Source organism: Maribacter sp. (assembly GCF_039974175.1).
Taxonomy (GTDB): domain Bacteria; phylum Bacteroidota; class Bacteroidia; order Flavobacteriales; family Flavobacteriaceae; genus Maribacter_C.
The window spans coordinates 535,427-552,036 of the sequence record NZ_JBDWJN010000013.1 but is presented as its reverse complement, the minus strand read 5'-3'; the positions used below and the strand labels follow the sequence as shown (position 1 = coordinate 552,036).

Below are 16,610 nucleotides of genomic sequence, written 5' to 3'. Positions count from 1 at the left end.
GCGGCAAATATTAAGACTGCACTCAAAGTGACATTAGCATATTAATAGAACAACCGAAGCATTAAATAAACATTTTGGATAAATGAAAAATTCGACAATTACAAAAAGCCTATTTCTTTTTCTAACGATTATTGCATTTGTTGCATGTACACAACAAAAAAAGAAACGGGTCATTAACTTTCCAAAAACCGACTTGGCCCAGAAACCTATGATTCCCAAACCACTACAAGTCATTTCTACAAATACTGCATTTGCGTTAGACGAATTCACAGCCATCTACACTTCAGAAAATGCCGCTGGCTTTGAAGAAGTTGGAAAGTTTTTAGCGAAAAAAATCAAGGCAAAAACAGACTTGGATGTTCAGGTGAATGTTGCAGAAATTCCAAATTTAGAGACGGTGATTTACATTAATCAATCGGATAGCACCGATTTGATTGGATCAGAAGCCTATCAACTCTACATCACTCAAGATTCGATTATCCTCAATTCAAATACTGCAGAAGGTGCCTTTAGGGGGATTCAAACCATACGGCAAATCATTCCCGAAGCGAGCAATGATAGCTTGACTACCAATCCGGTCTGGGCCATCCCCACCGGAAAAATTATGGATAGCCCACAGTTCGAGTATCGCGGTTCAATGCTTGATGTCGCTCGACATTTTTTTAGCGTTGAAGATGTGAAAAAATATCTTGATCTGTTGGCGTATTACAAATACAATGTCTTGCACCTTCACCTGACTGATGATCAGGGTTGGCGTATCGAAATCAAATCATGGCCATTATTAACCGAAGTAGGAGGTAGTACCGAGGTAGGTGGTGAAGCAGGTGGGTTCTATACACAGGAGGAATACAAAGATATTATTGCCTATGCTGCGGAGCGGCATATTACCATTGTGCCTGAAATTGATATGCCGGGGCACACGAACGCGGCGTCGGTCTCCTACCCTATTTTTAATGGAAATGGAATTAAGCCCGAACTCTATGAAGGAACCCAAGTTGGTAAAAGTACATTTGCCACAAGAAAAGATACCCTATATTCCTTTTTAGATGATGTTGTGGAAGAAATAGCGGCCATCACACCAGGACCGTATTTTCACATTGGTGGTGATGAAAGTCATGTGACCAAAAAGAAAGATTATATCTACTTTGTAGAGCGAGTTGAAAAAATTGTTCAAAAACATGGCAAGCAAATGATAGGATGGGACGAGATTGGCCAGGCTGATATCGATTCTACTTCTATATCGCAATTTTGGGCAAGCAAGAAAAATGCTTTGGATGCCGTTGCCAAGGGTATGAAGGTGATCCTATCTCCTGCTAAAAAAGCCTACCTCGATATGCAGTACGATACCCTTTCAAAACACGGGCTACATTGGGCAGCTTATATTCCAACAGACACGGCCTATGTTTGGACTCCAGAAGAATATGAAGATATACCTATGGAAAACATTTTGGGTATTGAAGCACCCCTGTGGTCAGAAACAATAAGTGATATTGGAGAATTGGAATATCTAGCCTTTCCCCGTGCCATTGGTTATTCAGAACTAAGTTGGACAACTCAAGAAAATCGTGATTGGGAAAACTACAAAGTGCGTTTGGCAAATCAAGCCCCCTTTCTAGATCGAATGAATGTGAAATATTATCCTTCGCCTTTGATCGATTGGAAGAAAAGCAAGTATTCTTATAAAGAAATTAAGAAGGACTAAAGAGATTCGTAGCATATGGTCGTTGATGATATCGCAATGTTGGCAATAATTTGAATGAAACAGAAAGCTTATCAACAATACTTAGATTCATACGTAGCAATTTGCCCCTATTTAAAAGCAGATGAATTAAACTTTATAAGAAAACATCTTTCAATTACTGAGTTTAAGAAAAAAGAATTTTATCTAAAATATGGACAAATCCAAAAAGAAATGGGATTTGTATATCAAGGCTTACTAAAGAGCTATTATATAGATAATCAAGGTAAGAAAATCACTATCTCCTTTATTGATGAAAATTCTTATGCTTCAGATTATCCTTCTTTTATTCAACAAAAACCTTCCAAATATTATATTGAAACCATTGAACCAACTACAATGGTAAACTTACCTTACAAAGCTATACAGCAAGCATATCACAACTACAAAAATTTTGAAAACTACGGAAGGTTAATTGCTGAACAAATACTACTAAAAAAACAAGATAGAATTGAAAGTTTTTTGTTTGAAAATGCAGAAGAAAGGTATATTCAATTTATGCATAAAAACAAAAATTTATTACCAAGAATAAGTATTTCAGATCTGTCATCATATTTAGGGATAGAAAGACAATCGCTCACTAGAATAAGAAAAAAGTTGATTCAATAAAATGTTTGACACAATTGTGTCAGGTGAGAATCAAATCAATACTTCATATTTACAAAGTGCTTTTAACACTTAAAAAATATGACACGCATAAAACTTGTAATCCTAGTTTTGCTTTTCTCATCATGTGCTTTCAATACTAAGTTTCATTATCCTGTAAAAATAAATCGCGATGTAAACGATTTAGGGGTTTTTAGTTACGGAAAAGACACCTTATTATTTACATACAGTAAAGCGAGTAAAGCTATTCATATTACGAATAAAAAGGGTGTTTCTCAACATCCAAATTTTTCCATAGAAGCTTTTGAATTTAGTAGTACCAGTAAAAATAAACTTCACGGCTGGTTGTTAAAACCTAAAGGTTCAAAGCCAAAAGCAACAATCGTTCATTTTCACGGAAGCGCTATGGACATTCTTACACAGTACCAAGCGATAAGCCCCTTATTAAAGTACGATTTTCAAATAATCACTTTTGATTACAGTGGTTACGGGTTTTCAACTGGGAAAGCTAGCCGTAAAAATGCACTAAAAGATGCTTACTCTTTTTTAGATTTTGCTAAAAATCACAAACAAGTAAGAGGTAGCAAATTGATTTTATATGGGCAATCTTATGGCGGTTATCTAACAGCCGTTGTAGGTGCAAACAGGCAAAATGAAATCGACGGAATTGTTATTGAAGGAGCTTTTACAAGTCACAAAGCAGAAGCAAAATATGAAGTGCCTTTTTGGGGAAATCTTGTAAAAAATGAAAAGTACGCAGACAAAGAAATACAGAAAAATAGAAAACCAGTTCTAATTATTCACAGTAAGGAAGACAAAAAAGTACCTATTAAGTTTGGTAAGAACATTTATGAAAATGCAAACCAACCTAAAGAATTTTATGAAATTGACAAACCTCATATTCTTGGTTTACAATACTACCCCAAAGAAATTGCAAGAAAAATAGATAGCCTCATCCTGAAACAATCATAGCAATGGACGCATTTAGCAAAGTACTAATTATAATTCACGCCTCTTTTGGAGGAATCGCCTTAATTTCAGGTGCAATTTCCTTAATTGCTAAAAAGGGGAAACAGTTGCATAAGAAATCTGGAAAGATATTCTATTATGCGCTATTAGTCTCCGTAACGCTATCATTAGTTATTGCACTACTGCCAAATCATAAAAGCGCATTTTTGTTTAGCATAGGCCTATTTAGCAATTACTTCATTATTGGTGGGTTTAGAAGTCTTAGATACAAACAAAGAAGTATTTCGGTTCAATTAGATAAAATGATGGCTTACTTCATAATTATGGTTGGAATCACTATGATTTTGTATCCTATTTTACTTCAAAACCAATCAAATATCGTCCTGTTGGTTTTTGGTATTATTGCCATAATCTTTGGTGTGATCGATATATTTCTTTTGCAAAATGTAAATCGACTAAGAAAAAATTGGTTAAAAATTCACTTATCAAAAATGATAAGTGGTTATGTAGCGGCTGTTACCGCTTTTGTAGTTGTAAATCAATGGCTCCCGGGAGTTTGGGCGTGGTTTGTACCTTCAATTTTTGGAAATATTTATCTGGCGTACTGGTTATATAAACTGAAGAAAAAAACTAGTATTAACAAAGTACATAACAAATAGCGGCCTAATTGCTATTGCCAAACGAATTTCATAGCGTTTGTCACTATAAAGTGGTCATATTGTCCGCTAAAAATCCACTGCTTTTCATATATAAAACCGTAACACCTGCATATTTATGCTGTCTTAAACCGTACTGCTTAAATCTTGACGCTGTACTCCTTTGATCAAAAACCACAGGCAAAGTGAAAGTTCGCCAATATCTGCAGGGACAGTGATATTATCTAACCAAATCGACTCTATATCTGGAAGAAGAAAATACACAACAAAATCTATCATATCTCCCGTAAAACCCAATAATAGAAAAACACCAATTAGTTTTGGAACTATACTCGATTTGATAATCATATAACCCAAAGGAAGTAAATACAAGCCATAAAATATCTGATTTACATAATATCCTTTTATATGAATATTTTGAAAAAACGATGATAAAACCTGTAGCTGTTCTGGCTTAAATGCTTCTGAATATCCAGAATTTGTCAATAAATCTAAAACGGCAAACTGATTTAATGCGTTTTGACAAAACATAGCAACAGAGATTACAACACATAATAAAAGAAATAGTGAAACATGCCTATTTACTGCTTTAAAGATGAGATACAGCATGTATCCATAGACAAAGAACATCGTAGACATTACCAAATCACTGACAAACCCCAATCGGAAAAGCCCTTGATTTAAAATAATATTTTGGGCCGTAGCAGCATGATCATTCAGCACATATAGTTTTTGACGCACGAAAAACTCGGCAAAAATGCCTGTCATTACAAGAACTAAGAAAAGTAAACCAGCCATCCTTCCCATCTTCTTATTTGAATACATTTTATGCCGTTTAAAGTTATGCTCGCATGACGAATCAACAAGCAAATTGTTACGCTTGGTATAAGGTAGATAACATTCTTTATTCCCCAACTAAAGACTTTTATCACAAAATCAGCTCAATACTGTTCTCCATTTTTTCTTAACTTTAGTTGCTTACAGCAACCTTTAAATAAGAAAACCACAATGGAAGACAAAAAGCAAAAACGTACCTATACTTCCCGTAGATCATTTATTAAAAAAGGAGCCATTGCTTCTTCTATTTTTATTGTTCCAAGACATGTACTCGGAGGTCCTGGGTTTTTAGCACCTAGCGACCGCCTAAACCTTGCCGCAATTGGCGCAGGTGGCAAAGGAAGTAGTGATATCAAAAATGCTTCAGTCGATGGTCGTGAAAAGGTAAGGGCCCTTTGCGATGTAGATTTTTCAGGATCTGCAAAACGGTCTGTTGAAAACTTTCCAAAGGCAAAACTGTACAATGACTACCGCAGAATGCTGGATAAAGAAAAAAGCCTTGATGCCGTCACCATTTCTACTCCAGATCATATTCATGGCCCTGCCGCTGCCTATGCTATGGAGCGTGGAATACATGTGTATGTGCAAAAACCCATGACACACAATATTCGCGAAGCACGATTGCTGACCCAAACGGCGCGCGAGAAAAAAATAGTATCCCAAATGGGAAATCAAGGCGGTTCTAATCCGCTGTTGGGTATGGTGCAAAAATGGATTGACAGCGATGCCATAGGAGCGGTATCAAAAGTACAAGTTTGGACGAACAGACCTGTATGGCCTCAAGGTGGTGCAATGCCCGCAGCTGATGCTAGTCTAAAACCAAAAGATCTCTATTGGGATTTATGGCTCGGTCCTGCGGAAGCAAAACCCTTTACTCCTAACCTTCACCCCTTCAACTGGAGAGGTTGGTGGGACTATGGCACCGGAGCGCTAGGCGATGTGGGTTGCCACTTGATCGATATTCCTTTTAGAACGCTAGGTCTAAAATATCCTACCGATGCAGAATGCAGTGTCGGCTCGGTGTATTCGCAAATGTGGAATGCAGATTATCATCCTGAAGGTTGCCCAGCCTCCTCATTTATTACACTGCATTTCGATGCAACTGAGAAGACTAAAACACCGATTGAAATGACATGGAGCGATGGCGGAATACGCCCCTCCCACCCTGATATCATTCCGGCAAATAGCGATATTGGAGGACCTGGAAGTTACAATGGTGTTTTAATAATTGGTGAAAAAGGAATTATTTCTACCAATATAAATGATAGCTCTCCACTCACTCCAAAACTGTACTTAAATGATGGCACAACAGATTTCGGACCCGAAGTCGAGGTAATGGAAGAGCCAGAATACGGTCACCAGCGCAAATGGATCGATGCATGTAAAGCAGGTTTTGGCAGTGAAGAGCATATGGCGCTCACCTCATCATTCGATTATGCCGGCCCTATGACGGAAACAGTGCTTATGGGCAATTTGGCCATACGAAGTTATATGCTGCGACGCGAAAATGAACAAGGTAAAATGGAATTCTTCGCGCGCAAAAAATTGTTATGGGATGGAGAGAACACTAGAATAACTAATCTAGAAGAAGCCAATCAATTTGTTGGTAGAACCTACAGAGAGGGTTGGAAGATGTAAATTAACTTCCTTGTATTAATAGAATTACTGTCACATCAAGCGAAGTCGAGATGCCCTATACTTAAAAAAAGCAACTCGACTTCGCTCTAAAGAACATTATAATACCCAGCACTTTACTAAGGTCCTTTTATTTTTTAACCCCTGGTAAACCTGTAGGTTTTTTAGTCTGCCAATTAAACTTTTCAGCCTTTTTTTCCTCTGGCCACACTTCATCTAAGGTATTTGCCTCAAAGACTTTTCCATTTTTGATAACATGCGAAAGGGTATTCGTATTCCGTAAATCATCTAAAGGATTCTTATCAAGAATAATGATATCCGCCAGTTTTCCTGCTGCAATGCTTCCTAGATCCCCATCCAAACCAATGGCTCGCGCTCCTTTGATGGTTGCCACCTTTAAAGCATCGTAATTATCCATTCCTGCACTGGCAACAGACCATAATTCCCAATGAAAACCAAGTCCCTGCAATTGCCCATGGCTTCCTATTCCGGCTAAGCCACCAGCTTCAACAAGTTCTTTCATGAATTCGGCGTGTTTTTTAAATACATGTTCTTCGTCCATAAACCATCCTGGCCTTCTTCTACTTTTGCTCGCCAGTTCTTTATACGGCGTGAAATACTGCAGCTTTTGGTCTCCCCACACATTTTCTCTTGAATAATAGTAATTCTCGGCCCAAGGACCTCCATAGGAGACTAACAAGGTAGGTGTTACCACCATTTTAGATTCGGCAATTGTCTTCACTACGTCCTCGTAAATAGGATAAATAGGCAAGGAATGCTCATGACCGGGATAGCCATCTAACAACTGTGTCATATTCAATTTGAAGTCTAGTCCGCCTTCCGTAGTAGGCATTAACTTCAATTCTTTACATGCTTCAATAACCCACTGTCGTTGTTGGCGGTTACCCACCAAATACATTTTTATAGTCTTGGTATTGTAATAATTACTATACTGTCGCAGTACCTCTTTGGTTTGATCCAAACTTTCCAATTGATACCCCCAAAAACCTAATCCCGGCCCGGTGCTGTATATTCGAGGACCATCTATCACACCCGCTTCTACCATATCGGCATAGGAAAGCACATCAGTAGTTGCTGTTTGAGGATCTCTAGTTGTGGTAACCCCATAGGCTAAGTTGGCGGCATACATCCACACTTGATTCTTATGAAGACCCCAAGCTGGCCACATATGAGCATGGGTATCTACAAAACCAGGAATAATAGTCTTTCCAGCCGTGTTGATTTCCTTGGTTCCTTTAGGCACTTGAAGTGTTCCAGAAGCTCCCACAGCCTTAATGCGATTGTTTTCGATAAGGATATCGCCATTTGCTATAACTTCAGTTCCTTTCATAGTTAGAATACGACCTCCCTTTAACAGTAAGGTTCCCTTGGGAATATACCTGTCATAGGTCACCTCAATCTTAAACTCATCTGCTTTAAATTTCGGATCTTTCTTTTCTTTGTCTTGATCTTTGTCGGTTTTGGTCGAATCGCTCTTCTTTTTCGATTCTTTCAATTCCTTTTCCTTTTTCTTAGCCGCGGCCAGACTATCTGCAAATTGCTTTCCATCGGCTATATCATATCTAAAATGACTAGCACCTAATGACCAGTGTATTTTTTTACTATCAGAAGACCAATTGGCAAATTCACCACCCATTGTAGTTAATTTCATAGATGGGAAAGCAGCCTTGTCTGTCTTGGCAACAGAAACCGTGGGCAACTTTCCGTATTTAGGAATTGTAACCACATAAACATCATTGTTAATTTCCGCTAAGGCCGATTTCCCATCTGGGGAAATATAGATATAGTCTGGTTTTGAAGACTTATCTTTGTCATCTGCCTTCACCGCTGACGGAAGCAAGGTATGACCTTCCAATATATCTTGTGAGCCGTAGGTTACGATTCCTTTTATTTTCAAATGCTTTTTTTCATCAGTACCATCCCATCGAATAGAAAGCAACTCGCCGTCATTATTATGCAGATACACCCGATCATTACCTTTGGTAAAGTGCGGATAAAATCTCCCTTTCGCCTTATCTATCAAATTGAGCTTACCGCCATCACTAGAAACCCACATCAAATCTTCATAGGTCTGGTTCGAAGTCGCTTCCAAAACATCTTGAAATGTTTGTGTAGCTCCTCGGTGAAAAGCAATTTTTTTAGCATTGTAAGACCACTCTGGAAAGCTATATGCCCCCCTTTGTTGTGTCAATTGTATCGGTTTTGGCCTTCCCTCTATATTGACTTTATACAGATGGCCTCCTCCCCCTTTCCAAGTTGTAAAAACCAAAAATTTACCGTCAGGTGACCAGTCTGGATGCGCCTCTACAAAATCATTCTTGGTCAATCGTCTGGGAGTGCCGTTTGGAAAATCCATAATATAAAGTCGGTCTAGAGCTGTAAACGCCAATTTGGTACCGTCAGGAGATGGTTTGGCATCTCTGATCTGCGTTGCCAAGGCTTGTTCAACATCCTTAATGGGATATTTAAAAGATAGCAAAGGACCCAAGTCTAAATTCACATCAACTGAAAATGGAATTTCCGTTGCTTTATTTTCAGCTAAAGCAATAGCGTAAATTTTCCCACCGTAAGATGCAATTAAATTTTTATTGTCGGGCGTAAATGACATAGCAGGAAGTACACCCAGGGGAGCAATAGACTCTTGTTCGTCGCGTTGAACTGGATACGCCAACCATTTTTCATTTCCCGTTTTTAGATTGCGAAGCACAAGACCAGTTTCATCCTCGAAGCGCGTACCATATACCATCCAATTTCCGTCAGGAGATAGTGTAGGCGTAAAGGCCGAACCGTATTTAGATGTAATCACGGCCATGTCGCCGTCGGTCATATCATAAGTACCTATTTGATATTGTGGCAAGCGTGCATTGTAATTCCAAGCATTCCGTCTTTGTGAAAAATACAAGAGTTTTCCATCGGCGCCAAATGCAGGATCTATCAACTTCAAATTTTTAGGCTCACTTACCAACTGACTGCCTGATCCACCATCCTTGTGATAAATATGCGGTTTGATATTTCGTCTCCCCTTTACCCCCACTATGAATTCACCATCTGGTGTCCAGGCTGCAGAAAAGAAGTTGTGTTTTTTCTCCTTAGTCACTTGTTTGTCTTCTTTTGACGATAAATCTATGGTCCAGATGTTATCAGATCCGCTTTTATCTGATATAAAAACCAACGATTTACCATCAGGACTATACCTTGGATGTACATCATACGGCATACCGCTTGTAATTTGAGTCGCTTTTCCACCAGAAATTGGTATCGAATAGATATCACCCATGAGGTCGAATACGATGGTTTTTCCATCAGGACTCACATCAAGGGAAATCCATGTACCCTTATCTGTGGTAAATGAAACTTTTCGCTCTGGTTCTAAAGGAAGTTCTTTGGTGGCTTTTTTGGTTGAGTCTTGAGTTTGTTGCGCTAGGAGGGGAAAGAAAGCTAATAAAGCGAAGCATGTCATCAGCTTACGCAAGATAGAATTTTGCATCAAAATATGGGTTTTAAGTTGTCGTCTAAATATAGCCAATAGTTTGCATAAAAAAACCCCAGCTTATTGCTGGGGCTTGACTATTTTATGTTAAAGTTTTATTCTTCTTCGGAAGACGAATCTTCGTCATCTTCGGAAAAATCTGTGATCCCATTTTCCTGAAGCAGATTGTACCATTGGATTACCTTTTTAATATCACTCGCATATACCCGGTCCTCGTCATAATTAGGTAATACCTCAAAGAAATACTCCTCCAATTTAATTTTTTCCGATTTATGTGGAATAGCCGTTTTACCTCCCTTTTCCTTAACTTGAATTTTCTGAAACACCTCACGTAAGGGGAGTTCCTCATCTAAAGTATAAATTGCAATTTCAGAAAGAATGCTGACATTACTTCTGAGGCCTACGGTAATCTTTTTGCCATCTAGCAACGATTCGGCAACGAAGCCCGTTCTGGTTTGGGTTACCAACCTGTAAAGACCTGGTTTTCCTCCTATCGATAAAATTTTCTCTAAACTCATGTAGTTTTTGTTACTCTAAAATTTCAAAGCGCAAATATGAAACATTTACTTCAATAGAAAAGACTTTTAGCGAGCTTTTTTGACTTTGGGAAACCGCATGCGGTAGTCCACGTTTATTTTTCCCTTAGATATATTAGTCAACCTGCCCTTCAAGAGACGTTTTTTCAAGCCCGAAAGCTTATCGGTAAATAGGATTCCCTCAATATGGTCGTACTCGTGCTGTATAATTCGAGCTAATAAACCGTCATAGGTTTCGGTTTTCGATTTGAAGTTTTCATCCATATAACTCAGCGTAATGGTGTCTTTTCGCTTGACGTCTTCACGCACATCGGGTATGCTCAAGCAACCCTCATTGAACGTCCACTCCGCTCCTATTTCTTCCTCTAAATGTGCATTGATAAAGACTTTTTTAAAACCCTCGATTTTTTTGCGTTCTACTTCCGAAAGCTCATCATCATCGGCAAAGGGTGTGGCATCTACCAGAAATATACGTATGGGTAACCCAATCTGGGGCGCCGCTAATCCTACGCCACTAGCTCCATACATGGTTTCCCACATATTTGCTATTAACTCCTTTAGCTTGGGATAATTTTTGTCAATATCAGTTCCGACTTTTCTTAAAACTGGATCTCCATATGCAACTATGGGTAGTATCATTTAATTTCTATTTAAATAGGCTTGAAGGATAATAGTCGCACTAATTTCATCTACCAATGCTTTATCTCTACGTTGTTTTTTCTTTAATCCACCATCAATCATTGCACGGCGGGCCATTTTCGAGCTAAAACGTTCATCTTCTCTCTCAACAGGTACTTCTGGAAACACCTTCTTCAAACGTTTTAAGAAGGGGACAATAAAAACTTCAGATTCTGAAGGTGTATTGTTCATCTGCTTAGGCTCGCCAACCACAAATTTGACCACTTTTTCCTCGGAAACATACTTTTTTAAAAAATCAAGTAACTCATGCGAGGCAACAGTTGTGAGTCCGGAAGCAATTAGCTGTAACTCGTCAGTTACTGCTATTCCGGTTCTCTTTTTACCAAAATCTAAGGCTAGAATACGTCCCAAGGTACTTTTTTTGCAAAAATAGAGTATAATCGCGAATAATGAGGTAAAAAATCGGCCTTGCACATGTTCAACCTAAATCATGCTGCTGCGCTACAACTTTAAAATCACCTCTTGGCAAGATGCTCAAGCTTAGAACATACCCTATTCGCTTGTACTATCAATTCTTGATATAAATTACTCCGATATTCAAGGTAATTTGTTATAAGTGTAAAATTGAGGAATCATTTTATAAGTGACTACTTATATTTGTCGAAATTTTAGTAAACATATGACCGAGTTAAGAAATACGATCGAGGCTGCATGGGAAAACCGTGAATTGTTAAAAGAAAGTGCTACCCAGGAGGCCATTCGCGAAGTAATCAATTTGTTGGACAGCGGAAAACTACGTTGTGCTGAACCCGCAGCAGATGGCTGGCAAATCAATGAATGGGTTAAAAAAGGAGTCGTGCTTTACTTTCCCATACAACAAATGGAAACTTTGGAAGTAGGGATCTTTGAATATCATGACAAAATTCCCCTAAAACGAGGTTATGCTGAAAAAGGAATAAGGGTTGTTCCGCATGCGGTGGCAAGACATGGTTCATATATTTCAAAAGGAACCATTTTGATGCCGAGTTATGTCAACCTAGGCGCGTATGTAGATGAGGGTACCATGGTAGATACATGGGCAACTGTAGGTAGTTGTGCTCAAATTGGTAAAAATGTGCATTTAAGTGGTGGTGTTGGCATTGGGGGCGTTCTCGAGCCTTTACAAGCAGCACCCGTAATTATTGAGGATAATGCCTTTATCGGTTCAAGATGTATCGTTGTTGAAGGCGTTCGCGTTGAACGAGAAGCGGTATTGGGGGCCAATGTTGTATTAACAGCTTCCACCAAAATAATAGATGTTACTGGTTCTGAGCCAGTTGAAACAAAAGGTAGGGTTCCTGCCCGTTCAGTTGTTATACCAGGGAGTTACACGAAGCAATTCCCAGCAGGAGATTATCAAGTTCCTTGCGCTTTAATTATTGGTACACGAAAAGAAAGTACCGATAAAAAGACTTCCTTGAACGATGCTCTTCGGGAACACAACGTAGCTGTGTAATTTGTAAGAATTTTATAGGGGGGAAGTATACTATTTTCCGTTTTTTGAAGTTCTAGTACCAGACCACTGCAATATGAATAACCTACGTAATCATAGCTATGGGGCTTCAAAGCACAAAAATAACAGCACTTGTAATCACTTACAACGAAATTGGATACATTGAAAACTGTCTTAAATCGATAGAGTTTGCCGATGAAATTGTCGTTGTTGATTCTTACAGTACCGATGGAACTTACGAATATCTACTATCGCATCCAAAGGTCAGGGTAATACAACATCCTTTCAAAAATTATACAGCTCAGAAAGCCTTTACTTTAGAGCAAGCGTCAAATGATTGGGTCATTTTTGTTGACGCCGATGAAGTAGTTACGATTGAATTGCAAAAAGAAATTATTGAAACTGTAAACAGCTCAAAGGAACATGCGGCTTATTGGTTCCGCAGAAAATTCATGTTTCAGCAAAGCCGGCTACGATTCAGTGGATGGCAGACCGACAAAAACTACCGTCTTTTTAGAAAGAGTAAAGTGCGCTTTTCGGCGAAACGTATTGTGCATGAAACTTTGGAGGTGGATGGTACTTCAGCTACTTTGAAAGAAAAGTTGACCCATTATTGTTACCGAGATTATTCCGACTACAAGCGCAAAATGTTGTTATATGGACGATTGAAAGCCAAAGAAGCTATTCAGAAAGGCAAGGGTTTTAGCATTGGAATGCTCTTGGGGAAACCAACTTTTACATTTGTTTACAATTACATATTTCGCCTTGGTATATTTGACGGAATGAAGGGTATTAAGGTTTGCTATCTCAATGCTCTTGGCGATTGGGAAAGGTATCTTGAACTCAGAAAATTGGAGCACGAACAAAAGGCACCAAGTTTGAAGCCGGTTTCGCAACGAGGAAACTAGGTCGTTTCACCATGCAATGCCCTTTTGCACTGTCTCAATAATACCAAATTCTCCATTGGATACAATTCAGGGTACATAACAGCTAGGGCCTAGGGTAAAATACAATTTATACTGGGGTACGTAAAAATTTATAATTTCAGCATTTAAAACTGCTTTTATATCTAAATTTGCCTTCGAGTTTTAACCGTTCACCAGCCATATTATTGGAGCTTCCTAAAATCAAAATATCCGCATTATTTATCACCTTCAATGAAATCATAAACATTGATGAAGTCATTGAAAACGTATCTTTTGCAGACGAAATAATAATAGTCGATTCATTTAGCACGGACGGTACGGCGGAGCGTATCAAAAATTATCCAGAGGTTAAATTTATTCAAAGGCCTTTCAAAGACTATACCGATCAAAAATCATTCACCATGAGTCAGGCATCTAATGATTGGGTTTTGTTCATGGATGCAGATGAACGCCTGACCGATGCTCTTAGAGATGAAATCGTGTCGACCATAAACTCGAATAGCCAAGAAGTAGCCTATTATTTCTATCGCACGTTTATGTTTCAGAAGCAAGTACTGCACTTTAGCGGATGGCAAAGTGATAAAAACTTTAGACTTTTTAGAAAGAGTAAGGTGCATTTTGCCCGAGAGCGCGTGGTTCACGAGACCCTGGTTGTAGATGGAAAAATCGGTATCTTAAAAAACAAACTTATTCATTATTCGTACAAAGATTACCACGATTACAGAGGCAAAATGGTAAAGTACGGAAAGATGAAGGCCCAAGAGGAATTGGACAAGAATTATACCCCCAACCTGTATCATTTTATTTTTAGGCCAGTCTACAAGTTTTTTAACCACTACATCTTGCGTTTTGGATTTTTAGATGGAAAAAAAGGAGTAATCATCAGTTACCTTAATGCCCTAGGAGTATATTCAAGGTACAAAGAACTAAAGAGGCTTATACAAGAAGCGTCTGGTACTTTAAGCTCTGATTCAGTATTTGCTGAGAAACTCAATGCAGATCACAATAAAAAGGAACTAAAATTTTTGGTAGTGCAGCAAAAAATGATCGGTGATGTTTTGGCAAGCACAATTATCTGTGAAAGCTTAAAACATTATTTTCCTGAGGCGGAAGTACAAATCGTAGCCAACGAAAACACGCTTCCCGTACTTGAAGGAAATCCGTTTATTGATAAGGTTGTAATTTTCAAGAAGGAATACCGCGACAGTAAAAAGGAATTTTTTAAGTTTTTAAAATCCTTGAAGCAAACCAAGTATACCGCTGTGATCGATGCGTATGGCAAATTAGAAAGCAACCTCATTACCGTTTTTTCGAACTCAGATAAAAAAATAGGAAGACGAAAATGGTATACAAGTTGGATCTATTCCGATGCGTTATATCAAAGCCAAATACCAGATAATGAAATACCGCTGTCGATATCGAACAGATTGATGTTATTGAATCCGATACTTCCGGAAAACAAAATGGTAACCTACCCAAAGCTATACCTAACTTCTGAAGAGCTACAAACAGCAAAAAAAATAGTTGATGATTTAAAAGAGACCCAAGATCAAAAGATAATAATGATTGGTATTTTAGGCAGTGGACCGCACAAGACCTATCCACCCAAATACATGGCCGAAATTCTTAATACTATATGTAATGCATGTGATGCCAAGCTGCTCTTCAACTACATTCCAGATCAAAAAAACGAGGCCTTAGCGATTTATAACCTTTGCTCTTCTGAAACGCAAAATTGCATCGAGATTGACTTTTATGCCGACTCTCTCCGTAATTTTATAGGTATATTGTCACAATGCGATATGCTTATTGGCAACGAAGGGGGTACAGTTAACATGGCAAAAGCACTCAACATACCGTCCTTTTGTATATTTAGCCCATTTATCGTAAAAGGCGCCTGGCACGGTAAAGTGTATCAGAATCATGAGAGTGTGCATCTAAGAGATTACCAACCAGAACTTTTTGGTGATATGGATAAGAGAGAAATCAAAAGAAACATAGAAAGGCTATATCTCGCTTTTGAACCACAACTTTTTAAAGAATCATTACTACGCTTTCTAGAATTGCAATTCAGCCAGCATCCATTGAAAAAATGACGGATAAGAAATTTGACATTGCCGTAATTATAATTAACTACAATTCTTCAGCATACACCAAGAAATGTATCGCAAGTATTCTAGAGCAAACTTCGCAGTCAATTTCGTATCAAATTGTTATTGTTGATAATGCTTCGGCAAGCGAAGATTACAAAAACTTAAGTTCCTTTGTTCGCCATTTATCAAAAGATTTTATTCAATTGATTCGAAGCAGATTCAATACCGGTTTTGGCGGTGGAAATATGCACGGAATTCAAGCTGCCAATGCCCGCTATTATCTTTTCTTGAACAACGATACCATTCTTTTAGATGACCCTATACAATGCTGCTATAATTTTATGGAAACGCAGTCTGACGCAGCGCTTTGTGGACCTCAAATATTCAATGAACACAAGGAGAAAAGTGTAAGTTTTGATCACTTCACGTCCTTTGCCCGAGAGGTTTTTGGAAGAAAAACACCTGAGGTTTTATTTTCAAAACCCAACCGAAAAAAGGAATATTCAGAACCCATAGCTGTAGATTATATCAATGGTAGCTTCATGTTTTTTAGAGCGAAAGACTTCAACAATGTAGGTGGATTCGACACCAATATATTTCTCTATTTCGAAGAATGCGATATATGCTATCGCTTAAAGAAAAAAAATCGGAAGACGTATTTCATACCGAATGCATCTTATATACATCATCAAGGTGTTAGTGTCAACAATACCAAAATGCCTACTGATATTAAGATTGAACTCAAAACTTCAATGTTCTATGTGATTCGCAAAAATTATGGCTACATACATTATCAACTTCTGCGTGTGATTTTTATAATCCGCTATGGGCTTACCTCCTTGGTAAAACCAAAATATTTTAGATTGTTCCATCGAATTTTAATCGGACTTCCTTTGGGAAAATCAATGAAGCAAAAGCAACTTATTCAAGATTAAAATCTGAACTTCAATTCACAGATAACCTATTTTTGCA

Annotated in this window: 14 protein-coding genes; 9 read left to right on the top strand and 5 right to left on the bottom strand. The window is 38.3% G+C overall.

The genetic code is table 11. The features are described from left to right. The first annotated feature begins 82 nt into the window (after positions 1-82). The 4 genes from ABJN95_RS19760 (at position 83) to ABJN95_RS19745 (ending at position 3,972) form a co-directional block, all read left to right on the top strand. Positions 83-1,702, top strand: a complete 1,620-nt coding sequence (locus ABJN95_RS19760) for a family 20 glycosylhydrolase (RefSeq protein ID WP_348373041.1) — start codon at positions 83-85, stop codon at positions 1,700-1,702. A 54-nt stretch (positions 1,703-1,756) separates the two neighbouring features. Further along, on the top strand, positions 1,757-2,347 hold the full coding sequence (locus ABJN95_RS19755) for a Crp/Fnr family transcriptional regulator (protein ID WP_348373040.1): 591 nt from the start codon (positions 1,757-1,759) through the stop codon (positions 2,345-2,347). Positions 2,348-2,689: 342 nt separating this feature from the next. Continuing rightward, positions 2,690-3,316 carry an alpha/beta fold hydrolase gene (locus tag ABJN95_RS19750; RefSeq protein WP_348373038.1) on the top strand — a complete coding sequence of 209 codons (627 nt, stop codon included), beginning with the start codon at positions 2,690-2,692 and terminating at the stop codon, positions 3,314-3,316. A 2-nt stretch (positions 3,317-3,318) separates the two neighbouring features. Further along, positions 3,319-3,972 (top strand): DUF2306 domain-containing protein, encoded by a 654-nt coding sequence (locus tag ABJN95_RS19745; RefSeq protein WP_348373036.1) that lies wholly within the window; start codon positions 3,319-3,321, stop codon positions 3,970-3,972. Between the two features lie 123 nt (positions 3,973-4,095). On the opposite strand, the gene ABJN95_RS19740 is transcribed toward ABJN95_RS19745, so the two are convergent. Next, entirely contained in the window at positions 4,096-4,794 is a 699-nt protein-coding gene (locus ABJN95_RS19740) for a DUF4386 domain-containing protein (RefSeq protein ID WP_348373035.1), read from the bottom strand. 183 nt (positions 4,795-4,977) lie between these two features. On the opposite strand from ABJN95_RS19740, the gene ABJN95_RS19735 reads away from it, so the two are divergent. Beyond that, complete coding sequence (locus tag ABJN95_RS19735) at positions 4,978-6,444, top strand: Gfo/Idh/MocA family oxidoreductase (RefSeq protein ID WP_348373033.1); 1,467 nt, start codon at positions 4,978-4,980, stop codon at positions 6,442-6,444. 127 nt (positions 6,445-6,571) lie between these two features. Here ABJN95_RS19735 and ABJN95_RS19730 read toward each other — a convergent pair whose 3' ends face one another. The 4 genes from ABJN95_RS19730 to ruvX form a co-directional block, all read right to left on the bottom strand. Beyond that, on the bottom strand, positions 6,572-9,949 hold the full coding sequence (locus ABJN95_RS19730; protein WP_348373032.1) for an amidohydrolase family protein: 3,378 nt from the start codon (positions 9,947-9,949) through the stop codon (positions 6,572-6,574). A gap of 98 nt (positions 9,950-10,047) precedes the next feature. Next, complete coding sequence (locus ABJN95_RS19725) at positions 10,048-10,470, bottom strand: DUF5606 domain-containing protein (protein ID WP_348373030.1); 423 nt, start codon at positions 10,468-10,470, stop codon at positions 10,048-10,050. A 66-nt stretch (positions 10,471-10,536) separates the two neighbouring features. Further along, positions 10,537-11,127, bottom strand: a complete 591-nt coding sequence (def, locus tag ABJN95_RS19720) for a peptide deformylase (protein ID WP_348373029.1) — start codon at positions 11,125-11,127, stop codon at positions 10,537-10,539. Then, entirely contained in the window at positions 11,128-11,538 is a 411-nt protein-coding gene (ruvX, locus tag ABJN95_RS19715; RefSeq protein WP_348373027.1) for a Holliday junction resolvase RuvX, read from the bottom strand. It abuts the gene before it with no gap. 268 nt (positions 11,539-11,806) lie between these two features. On the opposite strand from ruvX, the gene ABJN95_RS19710 reads away from it, so the two are divergent. From ABJN95_RS19710 to ABJN95_RS19695, 4 genes are all read left to right on the top strand, one after another. Continuing rightward, positions 11,807-12,622, top strand: coding sequence for a 2,3,4,5-tetrahydropyridine-2,6-dicarboxylate N-succinyltransferase (locus ABJN95_RS19710; RefSeq protein ID WP_348373025.1), 816 nt, complete (start codon positions 11,807-11,809; stop codon positions 12,620-12,622). A gap of 98 nt (positions 12,623-12,720) precedes the next feature. Next, positions 12,721-13,527 carry a glycosyltransferase family 2 protein gene (locus ABJN95_RS19705; RefSeq protein WP_348373024.1) on the top strand — a complete coding sequence of 269 codons (807 nt, stop codon included), beginning with the start codon at positions 12,721-12,723 and terminating at the stop codon, positions 13,525-13,527. 167 nt (positions 13,528-13,694) lie between these two features. Continuing rightward, positions 13,695-15,641: a glycosyltransferase gene (locus ABJN95_RS19700; protein WP_348373022.1), complete on the top strand. Its 1,947-nt coding sequence runs from the start codon at positions 13,695-13,697 to the stop codon at positions 15,639-15,641. After that, positions 15,638-16,573 (top strand): glycosyltransferase family 2 protein, encoded by a 936-nt coding sequence (locus ABJN95_RS19695; protein WP_348373020.1) that lies wholly within the window; start codon positions 15,638-15,640, stop codon positions 16,571-16,573. Before ABJN95_RS19700 ends, ABJN95_RS19695 begins: the two co-directional genes overlap by 4 nt. Positions 16,574-16,610: the final 37 nt, after the last annotated feature.